Genomic DNA, 18113 nt, shown 5'->3' on the forward strand with positions numbered 1-18113 from the left:
TGATCCGGTCTGTTCTTGTGTAAGCCGTTTGGCGAGGATGCACGCGTCACTCCATAAAAAAAGACAAGTCGGCGCGGGAAAAGCCTGTTTTTGCACTAGCCTTACAGCGTGCGAAGGTAGCGCTATCTGCGTCCTGAGGTGTTTCATGAGTCAACCTGTTACCGCCCTGGTCATCATGGGTGTTTCCGGCTGTGGCAAGTCCAGCGTCAGCGAAGTCTTGTGCCTCCTGAACGGCGCCACCGCCATTGAAGGCGACAGCTTTCACCCTGCCGCGAACATCGAAAAGATGAGCGCCGGCCACCCCCTCAACGACGACGACCGCGCCGGCTGGCTCGACATCCTGTGCGATGAACTGCGCCGCGCGCTGAAGGCCGGCGAACACCCCGTGCTCACCTGTTCGGCCCTCAAGAAGAAATACCGCGACCACCTGCGCGAAGCCGCGCCGGGCCTGGGCTTTGTATTTCTGGAGCTGACCCGTGAAGTCGCCGCCGACCGTGTGTCCCATCGCCCCGGCCATTTCATGCCGGCAAGCCTCATCGACAGCCAGTTCGCCACCCTTGAATCGCCCGTGGGCGAGCCGCTGACCCTGGCGCTCAACGCCAGCGAAGACAGCATCCAGGACCTGGCCGAGCAAACCAACGCCTGGTGGCTGCAACACGGCTTTGAACCAACCCACTGATTTTTTGCCGGAAAGATAGCGCTATCCCCGGCGAGAAATTCAATACCCGCTTTAATAACAACAACAAACAGGAGAGACCCCCCATGTTTGGCATGTCCCACGAGTCCTACCTGCTGCTAGATGCAGTGGTCACTATCATCGGGCTGATCTTTTTGATCACCAAGTTCAAGGTGCACCCGTTCATTGCACTGATCATCGCGGCCGGTTTTCTCGGCCTGACCTCGGGCATGCCCGTGGACAAGATCATCAAGGCGTTCCAGGACGGCTTCGGCGGCGTGCTTGGCTTTGTCGGCATCATCCTCGCGCTGGGCACGATGCTCGGCAAGATGATGGCCGAATCCGGCGGCGCCGATCAGATCGCGCAGACCTTGATCCGCGCCTTCGGCAAAGAGAAAGTCCAGTGGGCCATGATGTTCGCCGCGTTCCTGGTGGGCATCCCGCTGTTCTTCGAGATCGGCTTTGTGCTGCTGATCCCGCTGGTGTTTATCGTCGCGCGTCGCACGGGTGTGTCGCTGATCAAAATCGGCATCCCGTTGCTCGCCGGCCTGTCGGCAGTGCACGGCCTGGTGCCACCGCACCCGGGCCCGCTGCTGGCCATCGGCGTGTTTGGCGCGGACATCGGCAAAACCATCCTGTACGGCCTGATCGTCGCGCTGCCGACCGCCATCATTGCCGGCCCGATCTTCGGCACGTTTATCGCCAAGTACATCCCGGGCAACCCGTCCCAGGAACTGGTCGACCAACTGGCCCGTGAGCCAGAGTCGAAAACCTTGCCGAGCTTCAGCATCACCCTGATCACCGTGCTGCTGCCGGTGTTCCTGATGCTGCTCAAAACCTTTGCTGACGTCGCGCTGCCGGACGGCCATGCCATCCGTAACTGGATGGACATGATCGGCCACCCGATCACTGCATTGCTGCTGGCCCTGCTGCTGTCGCTGTACACCTTTGGTCATCGCCAGGGCATTCATTCCAAGCAAATTCTCAAGCTGCTCGACGCGAGCCTGGCACCGACTGCGGCGATCATCCTGATCATTGGCGCCGGCGGTGGTTTCAAGCAAATGCTGGTCACCAGCGGCGTGGGTGATGTGATTGGCCATATGGCCGTGAACGCGCAGATCAACCCGATCCTGCTGGCGTGGCTGGTGGCGGCGGTGATTCGCGTGGCCACCGGTTCTGCGACCGTGGCGACCATTACGGGCGCGGGGATTGTGGTGCCGGTGGTGGGTATGATTCCGGGCGTGAACCGTGAGCTGCTGGTGTTGGCGACGGGGGCGGGGTCGTTGGTGTTGTCTCACGTCAACGATGCAGGGTTCTGGCTGGTGAAGCAGTACTTCAACATGACCGTGGCCGAGACCTTCAAGACCTGGACGGCGATGGAAACCATTCTGTCGGTGGTGGCGTTGATCTTTATTATGTTGCTGTCGATGGTGGTCTGACAAGCACACCCTGAAACTGGGGTGAAAACCCAATCCAAATGTGGGAGGGGGCTTGCTCCCGATAACAGTGGGTCAGTCACCAGACGCGGTGACTGACACTCAGCAATCGGGAGCAAGCCCCCTCCCACATTTCTTTAGCGTATTTCTACTGCTGGATCGGGTCAGGCTTTAGTCACTAGGCCATCCGCCCGGAACATCCCGCGAATACCGCGCACCGCCTGGCGAATCCGGTCCTGGTTCTCGATCAGCGCAAAGCGCACATGGTCGTCACCGTACTCACCAAACCCGATCCCCGGCGACACACACACCTTCGCCTCCAGCAGCAGTTTCTTGGCAAATTCCAGCGAGCCCATGGCGGCATACGCCTCGGGGATCTTCGCCCAGACGTACATCGACGCCTTCGGATTCTCAACCATCCAGCCCAGCTCATGCAGGCCTTTGACCAGCACGTTACGGCGTTGGCGGTACTGCTCGGCGATGTCTTTCACGCACTGCTGATCGCCTTCCAGCGCCGCAATCGCCGCCACTTGCAGCGGGGTGAAGGTGCCGTAGTCGTGGTAACTCTTGATCCGTGCCAGGGCGTTGACCAGCTCCGGGTTGCCGACCATGAAACCGATACGCCAGCCGGCCATGTTGTAGCTCTTGGACAGGGTGAAAAACTCCACCGCAATGTCCTTGGCGCCGGGTACTTGCATGATCGACGGGGCTTCCCAGCCGTCGTAGACGATGTCGGCGTAGGCCAGGTCATGCACCACCAGCACGTCGTATTGCTTGGCGAGGGCGATCACCCGTTCGAAGAAATCCAGCTCCACGCACTGCGCAGTGGGGTTGGACGGGAAGCCCAGAATCATCATCTTCGGCTTGGGGATCGAGCCGCGAATGGCGCGCTCCAGCTCAGCGAAAAAGTCCACGCCGGGAATCAGCGGCACCGAGCGCACCTGGGCGCCGGCAATCACGGCACCGTAGATGTGAATCGGGTAGCTCGGGTTGGGCACCAGCACGGTGTCGCCCTGGTCCAGGGTGGCCAGCATCAAGTGCGCCAGGCCTTCCTTGGAACCGATGGTCACGATGGCTTCGGTTTCCGGGTCGATGTCCACTGCATAGCGGTCTTTGTACCAGCGCGAAATCGCTCGGCGCAGACGCGGAATGCCTTTGGAGGTGGAGTAGCCGTGGGTGTCTTCACGCTGGGCGACGGTGACCATTTTTTCCACGATGTGCGGTGGAGTGGCGCCGTCAGGGTTACCCATGCTCAAGTCGATGATGTCTTCGCCGCGCCGACGCGCAGCCATCTTCAGCTCGGCAGTGATATTAAAAACGTAAGGGGGGAGTCGATCTATGCGCGCAAAGCGGCGCGGCGAACCTTGGTCTGCCATTGTTGCCTCGAAGTACGTAAGCGCCCGGAACCGTCCGAGCGACGTCGGCCACTGCGGTGGCCTGCGGGGCAGACAATACGGTCGATAGTGGCCAGTTGTCCAGATGGCGCAGGAAAAATTTCTGCTTGGAGCACAGCACGGATATGCCCCTATACTCGATGCGGGTTTGTTCCCTCATAAGAAGGAGACTGTTCAGATGGATCAGCAAACAACACAACCGTTGCAGCCACGCATGGAAGACGGCAAGGCCATGGTGATCGCGGGCGTTAAAGGGCGTTATTCGAAGGCCACCGTGGGTGATATTCCCAAATTGTGGGAGTTGTTTGATACCTGCTTCAAAGAGATCAAGCGTAACGTCGACGGCATGACCTATGGGGTTTGCCATAACCCCAATCACGGCGAATTCGATTACATGGCCGGGGTTGAAGTGCCGAGCAAAGGCGATGTGCCGAGAAACTTCGAGTTCGTCGAAATTCCTGCGCATCACTACGCAGTGTTCCCGCACTACGGGCCGGTGCAAGCACTGGAGCAGACGTACGAGCGGATCATGTTCGAGTGGTTGCCACACTCCGCCTACAAGGTCGCCGGGGCGGATTTCGAGCGCTACAGCGCGGATTTTGATGTGCGCAAGGGCACGGGCAGTGTGGAAATCTGGTTGCCGGTCGAGGCCAAGGCCTGAACCTTGTCCGAAGATGTTTTATGCTGTTCGGCCAATTGCTTTGCGAGTGTTACTCCGATGATCAAGCGCTGCACCTGGCTCGACCATGCTGGCTGGCTACCTTTGCGCGAAGCCCTGTGGCCGGGTTCGGCAGCGGACAATGAGCGCGACACACTGTCGATGTTCAACGCGCCGCATCGTTACTTGGTCCTCACGTGCGTTGATGCCAACGGCCAAACACAAGGTTTCGCCGAAGCCTCGATTCGCGAGGACTATGTGAATGGCACCAGCACCTCGCCGGTGGCGTTTCTTGAAGGGCTGTTTGTTGCGCCCGGCAGCCGTAACCAAGGCATCGCACGCCAGTTGGTCGCGGGTGTTGAACAGTGGGCCAGGGACATGAGCTGCGCCGAACTGGCGTCCGACGCGTTGTTGGACAACCACGCCAGCCACGCCATGCATGAAGCCCTGGGCTTTGCCGAAACCGAGCGCGTGGTGTATTTCTTGAAACCCCTGGCGACACTCAAGCATTAACCCCTGTCACGTAAACATGAAATGGGCTTCAATCGGCGTGTTTACGTGACATTTAGCGGGTATCAGGCGCGTGTGGGTTGAAGACCCAGCTCAACCTGCGCTCATAGCCGATACGGCCCTTATAGGCCTCGCCGCTGTCCACCCAACCGGCGGCCAAATACAAGCCCATTGCCGCCACATTGTCGGCGTCCACCGACAACTCCAATCCCTTGATTTGCGGCCATGCCTGCTTCGCCACCGCCGGCAGCGCCTGCAAACACGCTTTGCCGAACCCACGCCCTTGCTGCTGTCGGTCCACCTGCAACGCATGCAGCGTGGCGCTGTGTTCACTTGCCCAATGGGGCAGGCAAGGCGGGCGTTTAAGCAGCAGGAACGCCACGGGCAGTTCATCGGCGAGCAGGGCGAAGCCTTTGATAGCCGCAGGGTTGGGATTGACCAGCAGGCTGTTCAGCGCGCAGTAGATATCACCGGAGAACGCCAGTTGCGCGGGATGCACTTGCAGTGTGTCGAGCTGCTGTTTTTGCACAAGGCTCAGCGTCTCATAGGGAACGAGGCGGGTTTCCATCGGGGGCGCATCCGAAATCCTACAAAGAAGCGTGGATTCTAGCGGCTTTGCCAGGGGCGAAATTATTTTTCAATGGGCTGTCGATCGGCGGATGAGGCATTCGACTAAGGGTGTCCCTTGTGATTTTCCAACCCCCAGGAGTATCGCCATGAGCACCGCAATCAACACACTGATCGATCAATGGAAGCACGCCGTGCTTGCCCGGGATATCGACAAAATTGTCAGCTTTTACGCCGATGATATCGTCTCGTTCGACGCCGTTACCGCGCTGCAATTCAAGGGCAAGGCCGCCTGCCGCGCACACTGGGACGAATGCATGAAGCATTGCCCCGGGCCCGGTATTTTCGAGTTTCATGAGCTGCATGTGGTGGAGGCGGCGGACAGCGCGTTTGCCCACTGGCTGGCGCATTGCGGCGGGGCCGGGCCGGACGGTGTCGTGAAGGCGTGCTGGATGCGTGTGACCGCCGGTTATCAGCGAATCAACGGCCAATGGCGTGTGGTGCATGAGCATTGGTCGGCACCTTTCGATATGGAAAGTGGTACCGCACTGTTCGCGCTGGAACCCTAATCGCCGGGAACTATAGTGGATAAGCCGAAAACGGAGACAGCCATGAAATACCTCTGCCTGATTTACAGCAACGAACAGGTGCTGCACACCTCGCCGGACAGCCCCGAAGACCCGGAATGTTTCGCCTATGCCCAGGCTATCCAGGCCAGCGGGCGGATGCTTGCCGCCGAGCCGCTGGAGTCGGTCAGCACCGCCACCACCGTGCGCAGGCGCAATGGCAAGCTGTCGATCACCGACGGGCCGTTTGCCGAAACCAAGGAGCAGCTCGCCGGGTTTTACCTGATCGAGGCCAAGGACTTGAATGAAGCGATCCAGGTGGCCGGCGGCATTCCGGCGGCCAGGGTCGGCAGTGTGGAAGTGCGCCCGGTGCGCGAATTGAATCTCTGATGACCACAACCAAAAGACGTGAGGAGGTTGACCCCATGAACACCCAACCCGCCGAATTTGAACTGCGCATCAGCCGTTTGATCGACGCGCCCCGCAGCAAAGTGTTTCGCGCCTGGACCACCCCCGAGCTGTTGCAGCAATGGTGGGGCCCACATGGCATGACCACCCCCGAGTGCGAAATGAACCTGTGGGTCGGCGGCGTGTTCCGCACGCTGATGCGCGCGCCGGATGGCGCCGAATACCCGACCCAGGGCGTGTTCCTGGAGATCCAGGCGCCGAGCCGGCTGGTGTTCACCGATGCGTATGCGCCGGGGTGGATTCCGTCGGGCAAGCCCTTCATGACCGCCGAAGTCACCTTCGAAGAGGTCGACGGCAAAACCCTCTATACCGCGCGCGCCATGCATTGGAGCGAAGCCGAAAAACAAGCCCACGAAGCCATGGGCTTTCATGACGGCTGGGGCCAGAGCCTGGATCGCCTGGTGACGTTGGTGACCCAAGGCATGCCCGATTGACGCCTCAGCTTGAAGTGATTTACCGCAGCGAATCGCGGCGCGTGCTGGCCACGCTGATTCGCCTGCTCGGTGATTTCGACCTCGCCGAAGAAGCCTTGCACGAGGCGTTCTTCGTCGCGGTCGAGCGCTGGCAGCAGGACGGTGTGCCGAGCAATCCTCGGGCTTGGTTGGTGTCGACCGGCCGTTTCAAAGCCATTGACCGCCTGCGCCGACAGGCCCGCTTTACCCCGTTGCTGCAGGAGCAGGCCGACGCGCTGGAAGCGGCGCACTGGAGTGAGGAAGACGTGGAAGACGACCGCCTGCGCCTGATCTTCACCTGCTGCCACCCGGCACTGGCGCCCGACGCCCAGACGGCGCTGACCTTGCGTGAGATCTGCGACCTCACCACCGAGGAAATCGCCCGCGCCTTTCTCACCACGCCCACCACCATCGCCCAACGCATCGTGCGCGCCAAGGGCAAGATCCGCGAGGCGAAGATTCCCTATCAAGTGCCGTCCCTGGTCGAGTTACCCGAGCGTTTAGAGAGTGTGCTGCGCGTGGTTTACCTGGTGTTCAACGAGGGGTATTCGGCGTCCATGGGCGCGAACCTCACCCGGGAAGAGCTGACGCGTGAAGCCATCCGCCTCGGTCGCTTGCTGCTGGCGTTGCTGCCGGAACCTGAAGTCATGGGCTTGCTGGCGCTGATGCTGCTGCACGAATCTCGCCGAGCGGCGCGCACTTTGGCGGGTGGTGAGTTGGTGTTGCTGGATGAACAGGACCGCGCCCTGTGGGATGCGTCCCTTATTGCAGAAGGCTGTGCGTTGGTAGAGCAAGCACTGACCACAGGGCGCTTTGGGCCGTATTGCCTGCAAGCGGCGATTGCGGCGGTACATGCCGAAGCCCCGAGCGCCGGCGAGACCGATTGGCCGCAGATAGTCGGGCTTTACGATGTGTTACTCAGGGCTGTGCCATCGCCGGTAATCGAATTGAACCGCGCCGTGGCGGTAGCCATGTGGCAAGGGCCATTGGCCGGTTTGGAGCGGGTGGACAGCATTTTACGGCGAGGGGATTTGCTGGATTACCACCTGGCGTATTCGGCACGCGGCGAGTTTTGTCGGCAGTTGGGGCGTATCGAAGAGGCCCGTGAGGCGTACGAAAAAGCCCTGTCACTGACCCGGCAAACCCCAGAAAAACGCTTTTTAGAGCAACGCCTGGCCGAACTCAAATAACCGGCCCACGAAGATCAACTGTAGGAGCTGGCTTGCCTGCGAAGACGGTGTGCCAGCCTCTACATCGGTTGGCTGACCCACCGCCATCGCAGGCAAGCCAGCTCCCACATTAAACAGCGTTGTTTACACGTTTTGGCGGCAGTTGGGGCGTATCAAAAAGGCCCTATCACTGACCCAGCAAACCCCAGAAAAACGCTTCATAGCGCAACGCCTGGCCGAACTCAAATAACCGGCCCACGAAGATCAACTGTGGGAGCTGGCTTGCCTGCGATAGCGGTAGGTCAGCCTCTACATCGGTTGGCTGACCCGCCGCTTTCGCAAGCAAGCCCGCTCCCCCAGTTAGACCTTTAGGGTGCCTGGAAACATCATTCCAGCATCTGCCCCAACATCCAGCTCCCCGCCGGCCCCGGCGGGTGTTGCCGCGACCACAGCGCATCCACCGCCACCGAACGCGGCCAACTGCGCACGTTGAGTTCAACCAGCCCGGCATTGCCGAAGCGCTCCACCAGCCAGCGCGGCAGCGCTGCCCAGCCGAAACCCAGTTGGGCCATTTCCATCAGCATCAGAAAACTCGGCGCCGACCACACGCGGCCTGCAGGCCTGGTTTCATTGGGGCTGATGATGCTCGCCAGACGCAATTCACGGTGTTGCTGCAAGGCGTGCTGGTCGATGTTTTGCAGATTGGCCAAGGGATGGCCAGGGGCGACGAACAGGGCGATTTCCGTGCGCTCCGCCACGGGCGCGCGGGTCAGGTCGGGCGGGTAAACCTCTTGGGCTTCGATCAAGGCAATCTGCGCCCGGCCGCTTTGCACCAGGGCGATCAGGTCTTCGCACTCGGCGATCAGCCATTCCAGCTCCAGGTCCGGGTAGCGTTGTTCAAAGGCTTTGAGTGCCAGTTCAAAACGCTCCGACTGGTATGTATCGGACATGGCGATACTCAGCTTCGGCTCCAGGCCCTGGGCCAATTGGCTGGCCGCCAACTCCAGACGACTGCTGGCCTCCAGCACCTGTTCGGCGCGCTGCAACAATACATGGCCGGCGGGGGTGAGCGTCGGTTTGCGGCTGCTGCGATCAAACAACACCACATCCAGGTCAATCTCCAGGCTCGCCACTGCCGCGCTGACCGTGGACTGGCTCTTGCCCAGTTTGCGCGCCGCCGCCGAAAACGAACCTTGGGTGGCCGCCTGCACAAACGCCTGCAGCACTTCATTTGAGGCCATGACTATCGCCTTTATCGATGGTTATTGGTTATGAAGTATCGGTTCGCAGGGTAATGATGGCAACCCTAGTCATTCACGGAGCCGGGTTATGAACCCTACCAAATCGATTACTGAACGTGTTTGCCAGGCCCTGGGCTTTGAGGGGTTGGCCTTGTTGATCTGTACGCCGCTGCTGGTCTGGATCACCGGCAGGCCGGCCCTGGAAATGGGCGCAGTCACCTTGGGTGTCAGCGTGCTGGCGCTGACCTGGAACATCATTTTCAACAGCCTGTTCGACCGCCTCAAAGCGCGGCTGCAACTGGCCAACGGCGGGTGGACCCGGGTGCTGCATGCCCTGTTGTTCGAAGGCGGCCTGATCATCGTGGCGGTGCCGCTGATTGCCGGCGTGTTGAAGATCAGCCTGTTGGATGCTTTCATCCTCGACATCGGCGTGCTGCTGTTCTTCCTGCCGTACACCTATGTGTATCACTGGGGCTATGACGTGATTCGGGAGAAAATCGTCCAGCAACGTCTGCCTAGCCAAGCTTGAGCGACGCAACAAACTCCAGAAATGCCCGCACCTTCGCGGCGGGCAAATGCCGCGACGGGTAGTAGGCGTACAACGGAAAACGCTCGTCCGGCCAGTCTGGAAACAACTCCACCAGGCTGCCGGCCTTGAGCGCCGGTGCCAGGCCCAAATCGAGCATTTGCGCCACCGCGTGCCCGTGCTCACACACGCTGTACAACGTGCTGGCGTCGTTGACCACCAGGCGGCCATTGGTGTGCACGATGACTTGCTCGCCAGCTCGGTGGAATTCCCAGGCAAACGGACGCCCGGTTTGCGAGTCGCGAAAATCCAGACACATATGCCCGTGTTCCAAGTCTTGGGGAATGGCCGGTCGGCCGTATTGTTCAAGGTAGGCGGGGGAGGCCACGGTGAGCACGCGCACTTCCATCAGTTTGCGTGCGATCAGCGAGGAGGATTGCGGGATGCCGAAGCGAATGGCCAGGTCAAAGCCATCGGCGACCAGGTCACCGAGTTGGTCACGGGTGTGCAGGTCCAGTTGCAGTTGCGGATAACTGCGCATGAAGTCGCCCAACACCGGGCCCAAAACCAATCGCGAGAAGTACGGGTCGATGTTCACCCGCAAACGCCCACGCACGGTGAGCGCACTGTCGGCCGCCGCGTTGGCGGCCTCTTCGAGACCGGCCAGCAACGGGGCGATTTGCTGGTAGAAGCGCCGCCCCTCATCGGTCAATTGCACCGAGCGGGTGGTGCGGTCGAACAGGCGAATCCCCAAGCGTTTTTCCAGGCGGGAAATCGCCCGGCTGACCCCCGAAGGCGTCATCTCCAGGCTGTCGGCGGCACGGGCGAAACTGCCGCTGTCGACCACCGCGGCCAATACGCCCATACCGCCGGCCAAGCCTGGATCAAAACTCATCGGTGATTGCCTGTCAGTGATCTGAAGGCATTGATGCTAGCGCAGAATGCCTACAGAAACATGCCGCCCGAGGCTTCGATGCGCTGCCCGGTGATCCAGTTGCTGCCATCGGCCAACAGGGTCGAAATCGCCCCGCCAATGTCGTCCGGCAAACCGGCTCGGCCCAGCGCGGTGTTGTTGGCGACCATTGCATTCAGCGCCGGGTTATCGCGCACGGCGCCGCCGCTGAAGTCGGTGGCAATCGCGCCGGGTGCCAGGGTGTTCACGGTGATACCGCGCGGCCCCAGCTCCTTGGCCTGGTAGCGCGACAGCACTTCCACCGCGCCTTTCATCGAGGCATACGCCGCGTACCCCGGCAGGCTGAACCGCGCCAGACCGCTGGAAATATTGATGATGCGCCCACCATCGCTGATCAGCGGCAGCAGTTTTTGCGTCAGGAAAAACGGCGCCTTGAAGTGGATGGCCACCAGGCGGTCGAACTGTTCTTCGGTGGTCTCGGCAAAGCTGGCATGGGCGCCGATCCCGGCGTTGTTGACCAGAAAGTTGAAGTGATCCTGTGCGAACACATCTTTCAGCACGGAGGCGATTTCGCCAACAAAGTCATTGAACGTACCGCTCTGGCTCACATCCAGTTGCAGCATGGCGGCGCGGCCACCCAGGGCTTCAATCTGTGCCTTCACCGCTTGGGCTTCGCCCGCCGCGCTGTGGTACGTGCCGATGATGTCGACGCCTTGTGCCGCCAAATGCAGCGCAGCGCTTTTGCCCAGGCCGCGGCTGGCGCCGGTGATCAATGCGATTTTACGGGTCATGGTGAGTGCCTCTGAGCGTGATGGTGCGAGCCAGTGTATTTGTCCGCTCATAACGTGATAAACAGAGGTAAGTCGGAATCACTGGCCGGATAAGGCGAACAATCCAATGAACAAGCTTGAGCTTTTGCGGACCTTCGTGCGGGTCACCGAGTTGTCGAGTTTCACCCAGGCGGGCGAGAGCCTCGGCCTGCCGCGCTCCACCGTGTCCGAGCATGTGCAGGCGCTGGAAGAACTGCTGGGTGCGCGCCTGTTGCAGCGCACCACGCGCAAGGTGCAAGCGACCCAGGACGGGCGTGTGTTGTATGAGCGCAGCAAAGATTTGCTGTCACACATGGAGGAGCTCGAAGGCCTGTTTCGCCAGGATGAGGCGCAATTGAGCGGGCGTATTCGCGTGGACATGCCCAACGTCATGGCGCGGGATTTGATCCTGCCGCGCCTGCCCGAATTTATGCACGCACACCCGTTGATCGAGCTGGAAATCAGCACCACCGACCGCCAGGTCGACCTGCTCGCCGAAGGTTTCGACTGCGTGTTGCGGGTGGGCGCGCAGCCTGATCAGTCGGTGGTGGCGCGTTGGTTGTGCAGCATGCCGATGATCAACTGTGTCAGCGCCGGGTACCTTCAGCGCTATGGCATGCCCGAGACCCTGGCCGATCTGGCGCATCACCAGTTGGTGCATTACGTGCGGCCATTGGGGGCACGCTCGGCGGGTTTCGAATACCAGCACGGCAACAAAGTGCACCGTGTTCCGATGGCCGGGCGGGTCACGGTCAACAGCACCGATGCGTACAAGTCGGCGTGCCTGGGCGGTTTCGGCATTACCCAGGTTCCCGTGCTGGGCATTCGCGATTTACTCGACAGCGGCGAGCTGGTGGCCATCTTGCCGGACTATCCGGCGCCGGCGCTGGACGTGTCGTTGCTGTACGCCGGGCAGCGGCATGTGCCGCAGCGGGTGCGGGTCTTTATGGATTGGCTGGCCGCCACGTTGCAATCGCAGCTCTAACGCCGTGCCGACAATTGTTGCGGCGCGAGGAAGGCGTCGTGGAAGTAGTCCCGAAAGGCCTGCATGGCGGGGGTAAATGCGCGTTCGCGGTGCCAGGCCAGGCCGACGCTCATGGGCGCTACAGGGTCGGTCACGGTCAGGGTTTCGATGCGTTTGCCTTCCAGAGACCACGGCCTGTGCACCAGGTCCGACAGAATCGCCACGCCGCTGCCGTTGGCAACCATGCTGCGCACGGCCTCGACCGAACTGGTGCGCAGCCGCACCTTGGGCGTTTGCCCGGCCTGTTCCCAGTAACGCATGGCGCTGTGTTCGGCTTCATCGACGGTGAGCAGGATGTAAGGTTCTTGCGCCACATCGGCCAGGCTGACGGCGCCGCGCTCGCACAAGGGATGGTGGCTGGGCAGCCATAGGCGGCGTTCCGAATTGAACAGGATTTCGGAAACGATATCCGGGTGAGTGAGGTTGGCGGTGAGCACCACGGCCATGTCGAACTGGCCGTCGAGCAGGCCGTGTTCGATGGCCTGGCGCTCCTGTTCGAACACCTCGATGGTCACGTCCGGGTGCCAGTGTTCCATGCGCTGCAAATGGTGGGGCAGGAAATAGCCGAGCACGGTGTAGCTGGCGGCGACACGCAGCACGCCACTGGCGCGGTAGTCCGGCAGCGGGCTGTTCAGTGCGTCATCCACGCTGCGCACGATCACGTAGGCACGGTTGAGAAAGTGCCGCCCGGCGTCGGTCAGGTTCATGCCCTGGGCCGAGCGCACAAACAGCTGCACGCCGAGCATCGCCTCCAACGCCTTGATCGCCGTGGTCACCGCCGACTGGGAGATGTTCAGATGAATCGCCGCCTGGGAAATCTGGCCGATTTCGGCGGTGGCGATAAAGTAGCGGACTTGGCGCAACGTCAGGGACATGGCTTTATCTGTTTTTCAGAAGACAGGCCATCTGATAATAGATCTTCCCAAGGGGTCAAGCCCCAGCCTACTTTCCTGGCATCACCTTTGGCGGAGCAATTCCCGATGCAGGCAGTGGATTTCAATTCAGACATGGGCGAAGGCTTCGGCCCCTGGACCATCGGCGATGGCGTTGACGCGGAGCTGATGGCCTATATCAGCTCGGCCAATATCGCCACCGGTTTCCACGCCGGCGACCCCGGCACCATGCGCCGTACCGTTGCGCGCGCCAGGCAACTCGGCGTGGCCATCGGCGCGCATCCGGGCTTTCGCGACCTGGTGGGTTTTGGCCGCCGGCATATCAATGCACCGGCCCAGGAGCTGGTGGACGACATGCTCTACCAACTCGGCGCCCTGCGCGAAATCGCCCGCGCCCAAGGCGTCACGCTGCAACACATCAAGCCCCACGGCGCGCTCTACATGCACCTGGCCCGCGACGAAGAAGCTGCCCGGCTGCTGGTGCAAAACCTGCAAATCATTGAGCCCACACTCTTGCTGTACTGCATGCCCAACTCGGTCATCTGGCGCGTTGCCAAAGAGCTTGGGCAACCGGTGGTGCGCGAGTTTTACGCCGACCGTGAGTACGATCTGAGCGGCTCCATTGTATTTACGCGCACTGTGCGCGCGCTTGATCCTGCCACCGTCGCGGCGCGGGTCCTGCGTGCCTGTCAGACCGGGCGCGTACGCACCGTGGAAGGCGAAGACCTGTTGATCGAATTCGATTCCATCTGCCTGCACAGCGACACCCCCGGCGCCCTGGAATTGGTGGAGGCCACCCGCGAAGCCTTGGACCAGGCGGGCATTGTCGTCAGAACGCCTCAATAAGAAGGTCCAACCTGTACTTTTTGCCTGCCTTTCTACAATGACTCCAAGAGGAACAGACATGGCTCAAACGTCCCCCATCCGCTACAGCTTCGGCGGTGATGAACACCTGTTTGCCGAGGTCAGCGACAGCATGTCCCTGGAGGCCTTTTTCAAAGGCATGGCCGTGACCCGCGCCGTGGAGCGCCTGGCGCTGGAAGGCGTGCTGGATGTGTGCCTGGCCAATGCATCTTTCCAGATTCGCTTCGACCCCGACCGTATCGCGCCGCATGTGCTGCTCGACGCCGTGCAGAGCGCTGAAGCCCAGGCGGTGGCCGAACGCACCTTGCACACGCGGATCATCGAAATCCCGGTGCTCTATAACGACCCGTGGACCCATGAAACCCTGATGCGTTTTCGCGACCGGCATCAAGACCCCACAGGCACTGATCTGGAATACGCGGCGCGCATCAATGGCTTGGCTGACGTCGACGCGTTTATCGCCGCCCACAGTGGCGCGCCGTGGTTTGTGTCGATGGTCGGCTTTGTCGCGGGCCTGCCGTTCATGTTCCAGATGGTCGAGCGTGAACGGCAATTACAGGTGCCCAAGTACCTGCGCCCGCGCACCGACACGCCCAAATTGACCCTCGGCCATGGTGGCTGTTTTGGCTGCATCTACTCGGTGCGCGGCGCCGGTGGTTACCAGATGTTTGGGGTGACCCCGGCACCCATCTACGACCCGGCCCAGCAGTTGGCGTACCTCAAGGAACACATGGTGTTCTTTCGGCCCGGTGACATCGTGCAGTTCAAACCCATGGACCGCGAGGCCTATGACCTGGCAGTTGCCGAGGTGGACGCAGGACGTTTCGACTTGCGCATCCGCCCGGTGGAATTTTCCCTCGACGCCTTTCTCGCCGACCCCGTCGGCTATCCGAAAACCCTGCAGGAGGCGCTGGCATGATCAAAATCCTCAAACCCGGCCTCGCCACGTCCGTGCAGGACCTCGGCCGTGAAGGCTATTACCACTTGGGCATTCCGCCGTCGGGCGCGTTGGACCAATACGCGTTGAGTGCGGCCAACCATCTGGTGGGCAATCCGAGTGGTGCGGCGGGCCTGGAATGCACCTTGATCGGCCCCGAACTTGAGTTCCGACAGGACGCGCTGGTGGCACTCAGCGGTGCACTCATGTCGCCGCGCCTGGACGGTGAAGTGGTGCACCAGGACACCGCGTTCCAGGTGCGTGCCGGGCAGGTCTTGCGCTTTGAGTTTCCCAAGGCCGGCGCGCGGACTTACCTGGCAGTGGCCGGTGGCATTGATGTGCCGCGGGTGCTCGGCAGTCGCTCGACGTACACCCTCGGTGCACTCGGTGGGTTTCAGGGGCGGCGCTTGCAGGAAGGGGATGAACTGCCGATCGGTGAGCCGAGCGGCCAGGGCCGTGCCGGCAACAGTTTGCCGATGGCGCTGCGGCGTTCAGTTGGTGGTGACGTGACGTTGCGCGTGGTGCCGGGCCTGTATTACGAACGCCTGACAGACGCGGCCAAGAGCAGTTTTTTTGCCGAGCCGTGGACCGTGGGTTCCGAGGCGGACCGCATCGGCTATCGCTTCAAAGGCGGCAGTGCGTTGAGCTTTCAGCCCCGGGAGCAACCGTTTGGCGCGGGCTCCGACCCGTCGAATATCGTCGACAGCTGTTACCCGATTGGCTCGATCCAGGTGCCGGCGGGGTTGGAACCGATTGTGCTGCACAGGGATGCGGTGTCGGGCGGTGGCTACGCGATGATCGGCACGGTGATCAGTGCAGACCTGGACTTGATCGGGCAGATGCAGCCGAACCAACGGGCGGGGTTTGTGGCGGTGACGTTGGAAGAAGCGCTGGAGGCGCGGCGGGTGTACAAAAAACGGCTGAAGGCAATGGCTGGACTGTTCACCTCCTGACACACCATAAACTCTTGTGGGAGCTGGCTTGCCTGCGATAGCGGTGGATCAGTCAACAGATAGGGAAGCTGACCCGCCACCATCGCAGGCAAGCCAGCTCCCACATTTTTAAGCGGGGTTGTGTCAGAACAGTTTGGTGAACAGCCAGTACAAACTGCCCGACAACAAGATCGCCGCCGGCAAGGTCAGCACCCAGGCCATCAGCAGGTTGCGGATGGTCTTCATCTGCAACCCGCCGCCATTCGCGACCATGGTCCCGGCCACACCCGACGATAATACGTGGGTGGTCGACACCGGTAGCCCGAACATATCCGCTGCACCAATCGTCAGCATCGCCACTGTCTCGGCCGACGCACCTTGTGCGTAAGTCAGGTGGGTCTTGCCGATCTTCTCACCCACGGTCACCACGATGCGCTTCCAGCCCACCATAGTGCCCAGGCCGAGGGCGATGGCCACGGCGATCTTCACCCACAGCGGAATAAAGCGCGTGGAATTGTCGATCTGTTGCTTGAACAATTGCAGTTTGCCTTGGGTGTCAGCGTCGAAATTGCCGACCTTGTCCTTGTCCATCAGGCGAATGGTCTCGCTGGTCAGGTACATGTCGTTACGCACGTTGCCGACGGCTTCGGCGGGGACTTTGGCCAGGGAGCCGTAGCCTTTTACTTCATCACCGATCTGGCCGGCGAGGGCGGCAAGGGCCGGAATCAGGTCCGGCGTGGCTTCCTTGGTGCGCACGTAGGTCGAGAGAGTCGGGCGCGGGTCGCCCGGCAATAGTTGCGGCGCGTTTTTTACCAGGGCGACCTGGGTCACCTCGGCCACCGCCGCAAACTGCAAGGACTGCTCGGCGGGCATGGTGCGGTTCAGCGCATAGGCCATCGGCAGGGTGCCGACCAGAATCAGCATGATCAGGCCCATGCCTTTCTGGCCATCGTTGGAACCGTGGGCGAAGGACACGCCGGTGCAGGTGACGATCAGCATGCCGCGAATCCACCATGGCGGCGGGGTGTCGCCCTTCGGCGCTTTGTACAGCGAGCGGTTTTTCACAAAGGCGCGCAGGGCCAGCAACAGTAAGGCGGCAAAGGCGAAGCCGATCAACGGTGACAGCAGCAGGGCATAACCGATCTTGAGCGCCTGGCTCCAGTCCACGCCGCTGGTGCCGTCACGCCCGTGCATCAAGGCATTCGCCACGCCGACGCCGATGATCGAACCGATCAGGGTGTGCGACGACGAGGCCGGCAAGCCCAGCCACCAAGTGCCCAGGTTCCACAGGATGGCGGCAATCAGCAGGGCGAAGATCATCGCGAAACCGGCGGATGAGCCGACCTGCAAGATCAGCTCGACCGGCAGCAGGGCGATGATGCCGAACGCCACGGCGCCGCTGGAGAGCAGCACGCCGAGGAAGTTGAAAAAGCCCGACCACACCACCGCAAAATGCGGCGGCAGCGAGTTGGTGTAGATCACCGTCGCCACCGCGTTGGCGGTGTCGTGGAAGCCATTGACGAACTCAAAGCCCAGCGCGATCAGCAGCGCTACGCCGAGCAGCAGGAATGGCGTCCAGGTGGTGACCACCGTGCCGAGTTCGTGCATGTCGTGCATCAGGCTGTAGGCGGTGAACAACAGGCCCATGGCGAGCACGGCGAAGAACATGATCACCGTCAACAGGCCGGGTTTCTTGTCCAGCCTGGGTTTGGGGTCAGCGTGTGAGGCGGTGGAGGAGGCAGTCAGGGAAGGGGTGGCCATGCCGGAGCATCCAGTGTGGGAAGGATGGCATTCATGATCATTGCAGAATGTTACAGAGATGCTGCGGTAGGTCAGTGTTTAGAGGAATGAGGCTGCCGCTGGTCTGCAAACCCCGGCAAACTAATGTCATAGTGAGATCATTGTGGGGGCTGGCTTGCCTGCGATAGCCATAGGTATCTGCGCAACTCTTTGGGTCGCTTTAAGCCTGTGAGGGGGTTAGGTAGATTGAGTACATATCCGTTGCTGCGGTAACGGCTGCTTGGGGTTCCGCCCTTACGGCGGGTCACTTCTGGCAAACGCCCGGAATGCCGGCCCAG

General features: G+C 61.2%; 20 protein-coding genes. 13 read left to right on the forward strand and 7 right to left on the reverse strand.

Features of this window, described 5'->3' with window-relative positions:
- Window positions 1–145 precede the first annotated feature (145 nt).
- Both ACI77D_RS06800 and ACI77D_RS06805 read left to right on the forward strand, forming a co-directional pair.
- The gene (locus ACI77D_RS06800; RefSeq protein WP_407016278.1) at window positions 146–679 is read left to right on the forward strand and encodes a gluconokinase; all 534 of its coding nucleotides are present in this window, start codon (window positions 146–148) and stop codon (window positions 677–679) included.
- 83 nt (window positions 680–762) lie between these two features.
- Entirely contained in the window at window positions 763–2115 is a 1353-nt protein-coding gene (locus ACI77D_RS06805) for a GntP family permease (protein ID WP_259763500.1), read from the forward strand.
- Between the two features lie 161 nt (window positions 2116–2276).
- Here the strand turns inward: ACI77D_RS06805 and alaC are convergent, their stop codons facing one another.
- Window positions 2277–3488, reverse strand: a complete 1212-nt coding sequence (alaC, locus tag ACI77D_RS06810; RefSeq protein WP_064453843.1) for an alanine transaminase — start codon at window positions 3486–3488, stop codon at window positions 2277–2279.
- A gap of 196 nt (window positions 3489–3684) precedes the next feature.
- Here alaC and ACI77D_RS06815 point away from each other — a divergent pair, with 196 nt between their 5' ends.
- Together ACI77D_RS06815 and aac(6') are read left to right on the forward strand one after the other, a co-directional pair.
- Window positions 3685–4167 (forward strand): GyrI-like domain-containing protein, encoded by a 483-nt coding sequence (locus tag ACI77D_RS06815; RefSeq protein WP_064453842.1) that lies wholly within the window; start codon window positions 3685–3687, stop codon window positions 4165–4167.
- Window positions 4168–4224: 57 nt separating this feature from the next.
- A complete protein-coding gene (aac(6'), locus tag ACI77D_RS06820; RefSeq protein ID WP_407016279.1) occupies window positions 4225–4677 on the forward strand; it encodes an aminoglycoside 6'-N-acetyltransferase in 453 nt (150 codons plus the stop codon).
- A gap of 52 nt (window positions 4678–4729) precedes the next feature.
- On the opposite strand, the gene ACI77D_RS06825 is transcribed toward aac(6'), so the two are convergent.
- On the reverse strand, window positions 4730–5242 hold the full coding sequence (locus ACI77D_RS06825; protein ID WP_064453840.1) for an N-acetyltransferase: 513 nt from the start codon (window positions 5240–5242) through the stop codon (window positions 4730–4732).
- A gap of 148 nt (window positions 5243–5390) precedes the next feature.
- On the opposite strand from ACI77D_RS06825, the gene ACI77D_RS06830 reads away from it, so the two are divergent.
- The 4 genes from ACI77D_RS06830 to ACI77D_RS06845 are packed head-to-tail and all read left to right on the forward strand — an operon-like array spanning window position 5391 to window position 7917.
- Entirely contained in the window at window positions 5391–5810 is a 420-nt protein-coding gene (locus ACI77D_RS06830) for a YybH family protein (RefSeq protein WP_407016280.1), read from the forward strand.
- 42 nt (window positions 5811–5852) lie between these two features.
- A complete protein-coding gene (locus ACI77D_RS06835) occupies window positions 5853–6197 on the forward strand; it encodes a YciI family protein (protein ID WP_064453838.1) in 345 nt (114 codons plus the stop codon).
- A 35-nt stretch (window positions 6198–6232) separates the two neighbouring features.
- Window positions 6233–6709 carry an SRPBCC family protein gene (locus tag ACI77D_RS06840; RefSeq protein WP_407016281.1) on the forward strand — a complete coding sequence of 159 codons (477 nt, stop codon included), beginning with the start codon at window positions 6233–6235 and terminating at the stop codon, window positions 6707–6709.
- Entirely contained in the window at window positions 6706–7917 is a 1212-nt protein-coding gene (locus ACI77D_RS06845) for an RNA polymerase sigma factor (RefSeq protein ID WP_407016282.1), read from the forward strand. Before ACI77D_RS06840 ends, ACI77D_RS06845 begins: the two co-directional genes overlap by 4 nt.
- A gap of 365 nt (window positions 7918–8282) precedes the next feature.
- Here the strand turns inward: ACI77D_RS06845 and ACI77D_RS06850 are convergent, their stop codons facing one another.
- Window positions 8283–9137, reverse strand: coding sequence for a LysR family transcriptional regulator (locus ACI77D_RS06850; protein WP_221295523.1), 855 nt, complete (start codon window positions 9135–9137; stop codon window positions 8283–8285).
- 88 nt (window positions 9138–9225) lie between these two features.
- On the opposite strand from ACI77D_RS06850, the gene ACI77D_RS06855 reads away from it, so the two are divergent.
- Window positions 9226–9666 (forward strand): multidrug/biocide efflux PACE transporter, encoded by a 441-nt coding sequence (locus ACI77D_RS06855; protein WP_064453834.1) that lies wholly within the window; start codon window positions 9226–9228, stop codon window positions 9664–9666.
- Here ACI77D_RS06855 and ACI77D_RS06860 read toward each other — a convergent pair.
- Both ACI77D_RS06860 and ACI77D_RS06865 read right to left on the reverse strand, forming a co-directional pair.
- The gene (locus tag ACI77D_RS06860; protein WP_128589758.1) at window positions 9653–10558 is read right to left on the reverse strand and encodes a LysR family transcriptional regulator; all 906 of its coding nucleotides are present in this window, start codon (window positions 10556–10558) and stop codon (window positions 9653–9655) included. The genes ACI77D_RS06855 and ACI77D_RS06860 overlap by 14 nt on opposite strands.
- A gap of 50 nt (window positions 10559–10608) precedes the next feature.
- The gene (locus ACI77D_RS06865) at window positions 10609–11367 is read right to left on the reverse strand and encodes an SDR family NAD(P)-dependent oxidoreductase (protein ID WP_064453832.1); all 759 of its coding nucleotides are present in this window, start codon (window positions 11365–11367) and stop codon (window positions 10609–10611) included.
- 106 nt (window positions 11368–11473) lie between these two features.
- Here ACI77D_RS06865 and ACI77D_RS06870 point away from each other — a divergent pair, with 106 nt between their 5' ends.
- Window positions 11474–12370, forward strand: coding sequence for a LysR family transcriptional regulator (locus tag ACI77D_RS06870; protein WP_407016283.1), 897 nt, complete (start codon window positions 11474–11476; stop codon window positions 12368–12370).
- Here the strand turns inward: ACI77D_RS06870 and ACI77D_RS06875 are convergent.
- Window positions 12367–13284, reverse strand: a complete 918-nt coding sequence (locus ACI77D_RS06875; RefSeq protein ID WP_407016284.1) for a LysR family transcriptional regulator — start codon at window positions 13282–13284, stop codon at window positions 12367–12369. The genes ACI77D_RS06870 and ACI77D_RS06875 overlap by 4 nt on opposite strands.
- A gap of 105 nt (window positions 13285–13389) precedes the next feature.
- Here ACI77D_RS06875 and ACI77D_RS06880 point away from each other — a divergent pair, with 105 nt between their 5' ends.
- Genes ACI77D_RS06880 through ACI77D_RS06890 form a run of 3 tightly spaced genes read left to right on the forward strand, consistent with a single transcriptional unit; the run spans window position 13390 to window position 16056 of the window.
- The gene (locus tag ACI77D_RS06880) at window positions 13390–14148 is read left to right on the forward strand and encodes a 5-oxoprolinase subunit PxpA (protein WP_064453830.1); all 759 of its coding nucleotides are present in this window, start codon (window positions 13390–13392) and stop codon (window positions 14146–14148) included.
- A gap of 58 nt (window positions 14149–14206) precedes the next feature.
- A complete protein-coding gene (locus tag ACI77D_RS06885; protein ID WP_064453829.1) occupies window positions 14207–15085 on the forward strand; it encodes an allophanate hydrolase subunit 1 in 879 nt (292 codons plus the stop codon).
- Complete coding sequence (locus ACI77D_RS06890; RefSeq protein WP_407016285.1) at window positions 15082–16056, forward strand: biotin-dependent carboxyltransferase family protein; 975 nt, start codon at window positions 15082–15084, stop codon at window positions 16054–16056. Before ACI77D_RS06885 ends, ACI77D_RS06890 begins: the two co-directional genes overlap by 4 nt.
- 123 nt (window positions 16057–16179) lie before the next feature.
- Here ACI77D_RS06890 and ACI77D_RS06895 read toward each other — a convergent pair whose 3' ends face one another.
- On the reverse strand, window positions 16180–17796 hold the full coding sequence (locus ACI77D_RS06895; protein ID WP_407016286.1) for an inorganic phosphate transporter: 1617 nt from the start codon (window positions 17794–17796) through the stop codon (window positions 16180–16182).
- Between the last annotated feature and the right edge of the window lie 317 nt (window positions 17797–18113).

The organism is Pseudomonas sp. O39 (assembly GCF_045447295.1).
Classification (GTDB): Bacteria; Pseudomonadota; Gammaproteobacteria; order Pseudomonadales; family Pseudomonadaceae; genus Aquipseudomonas; species Aquipseudomonas antarctica_A.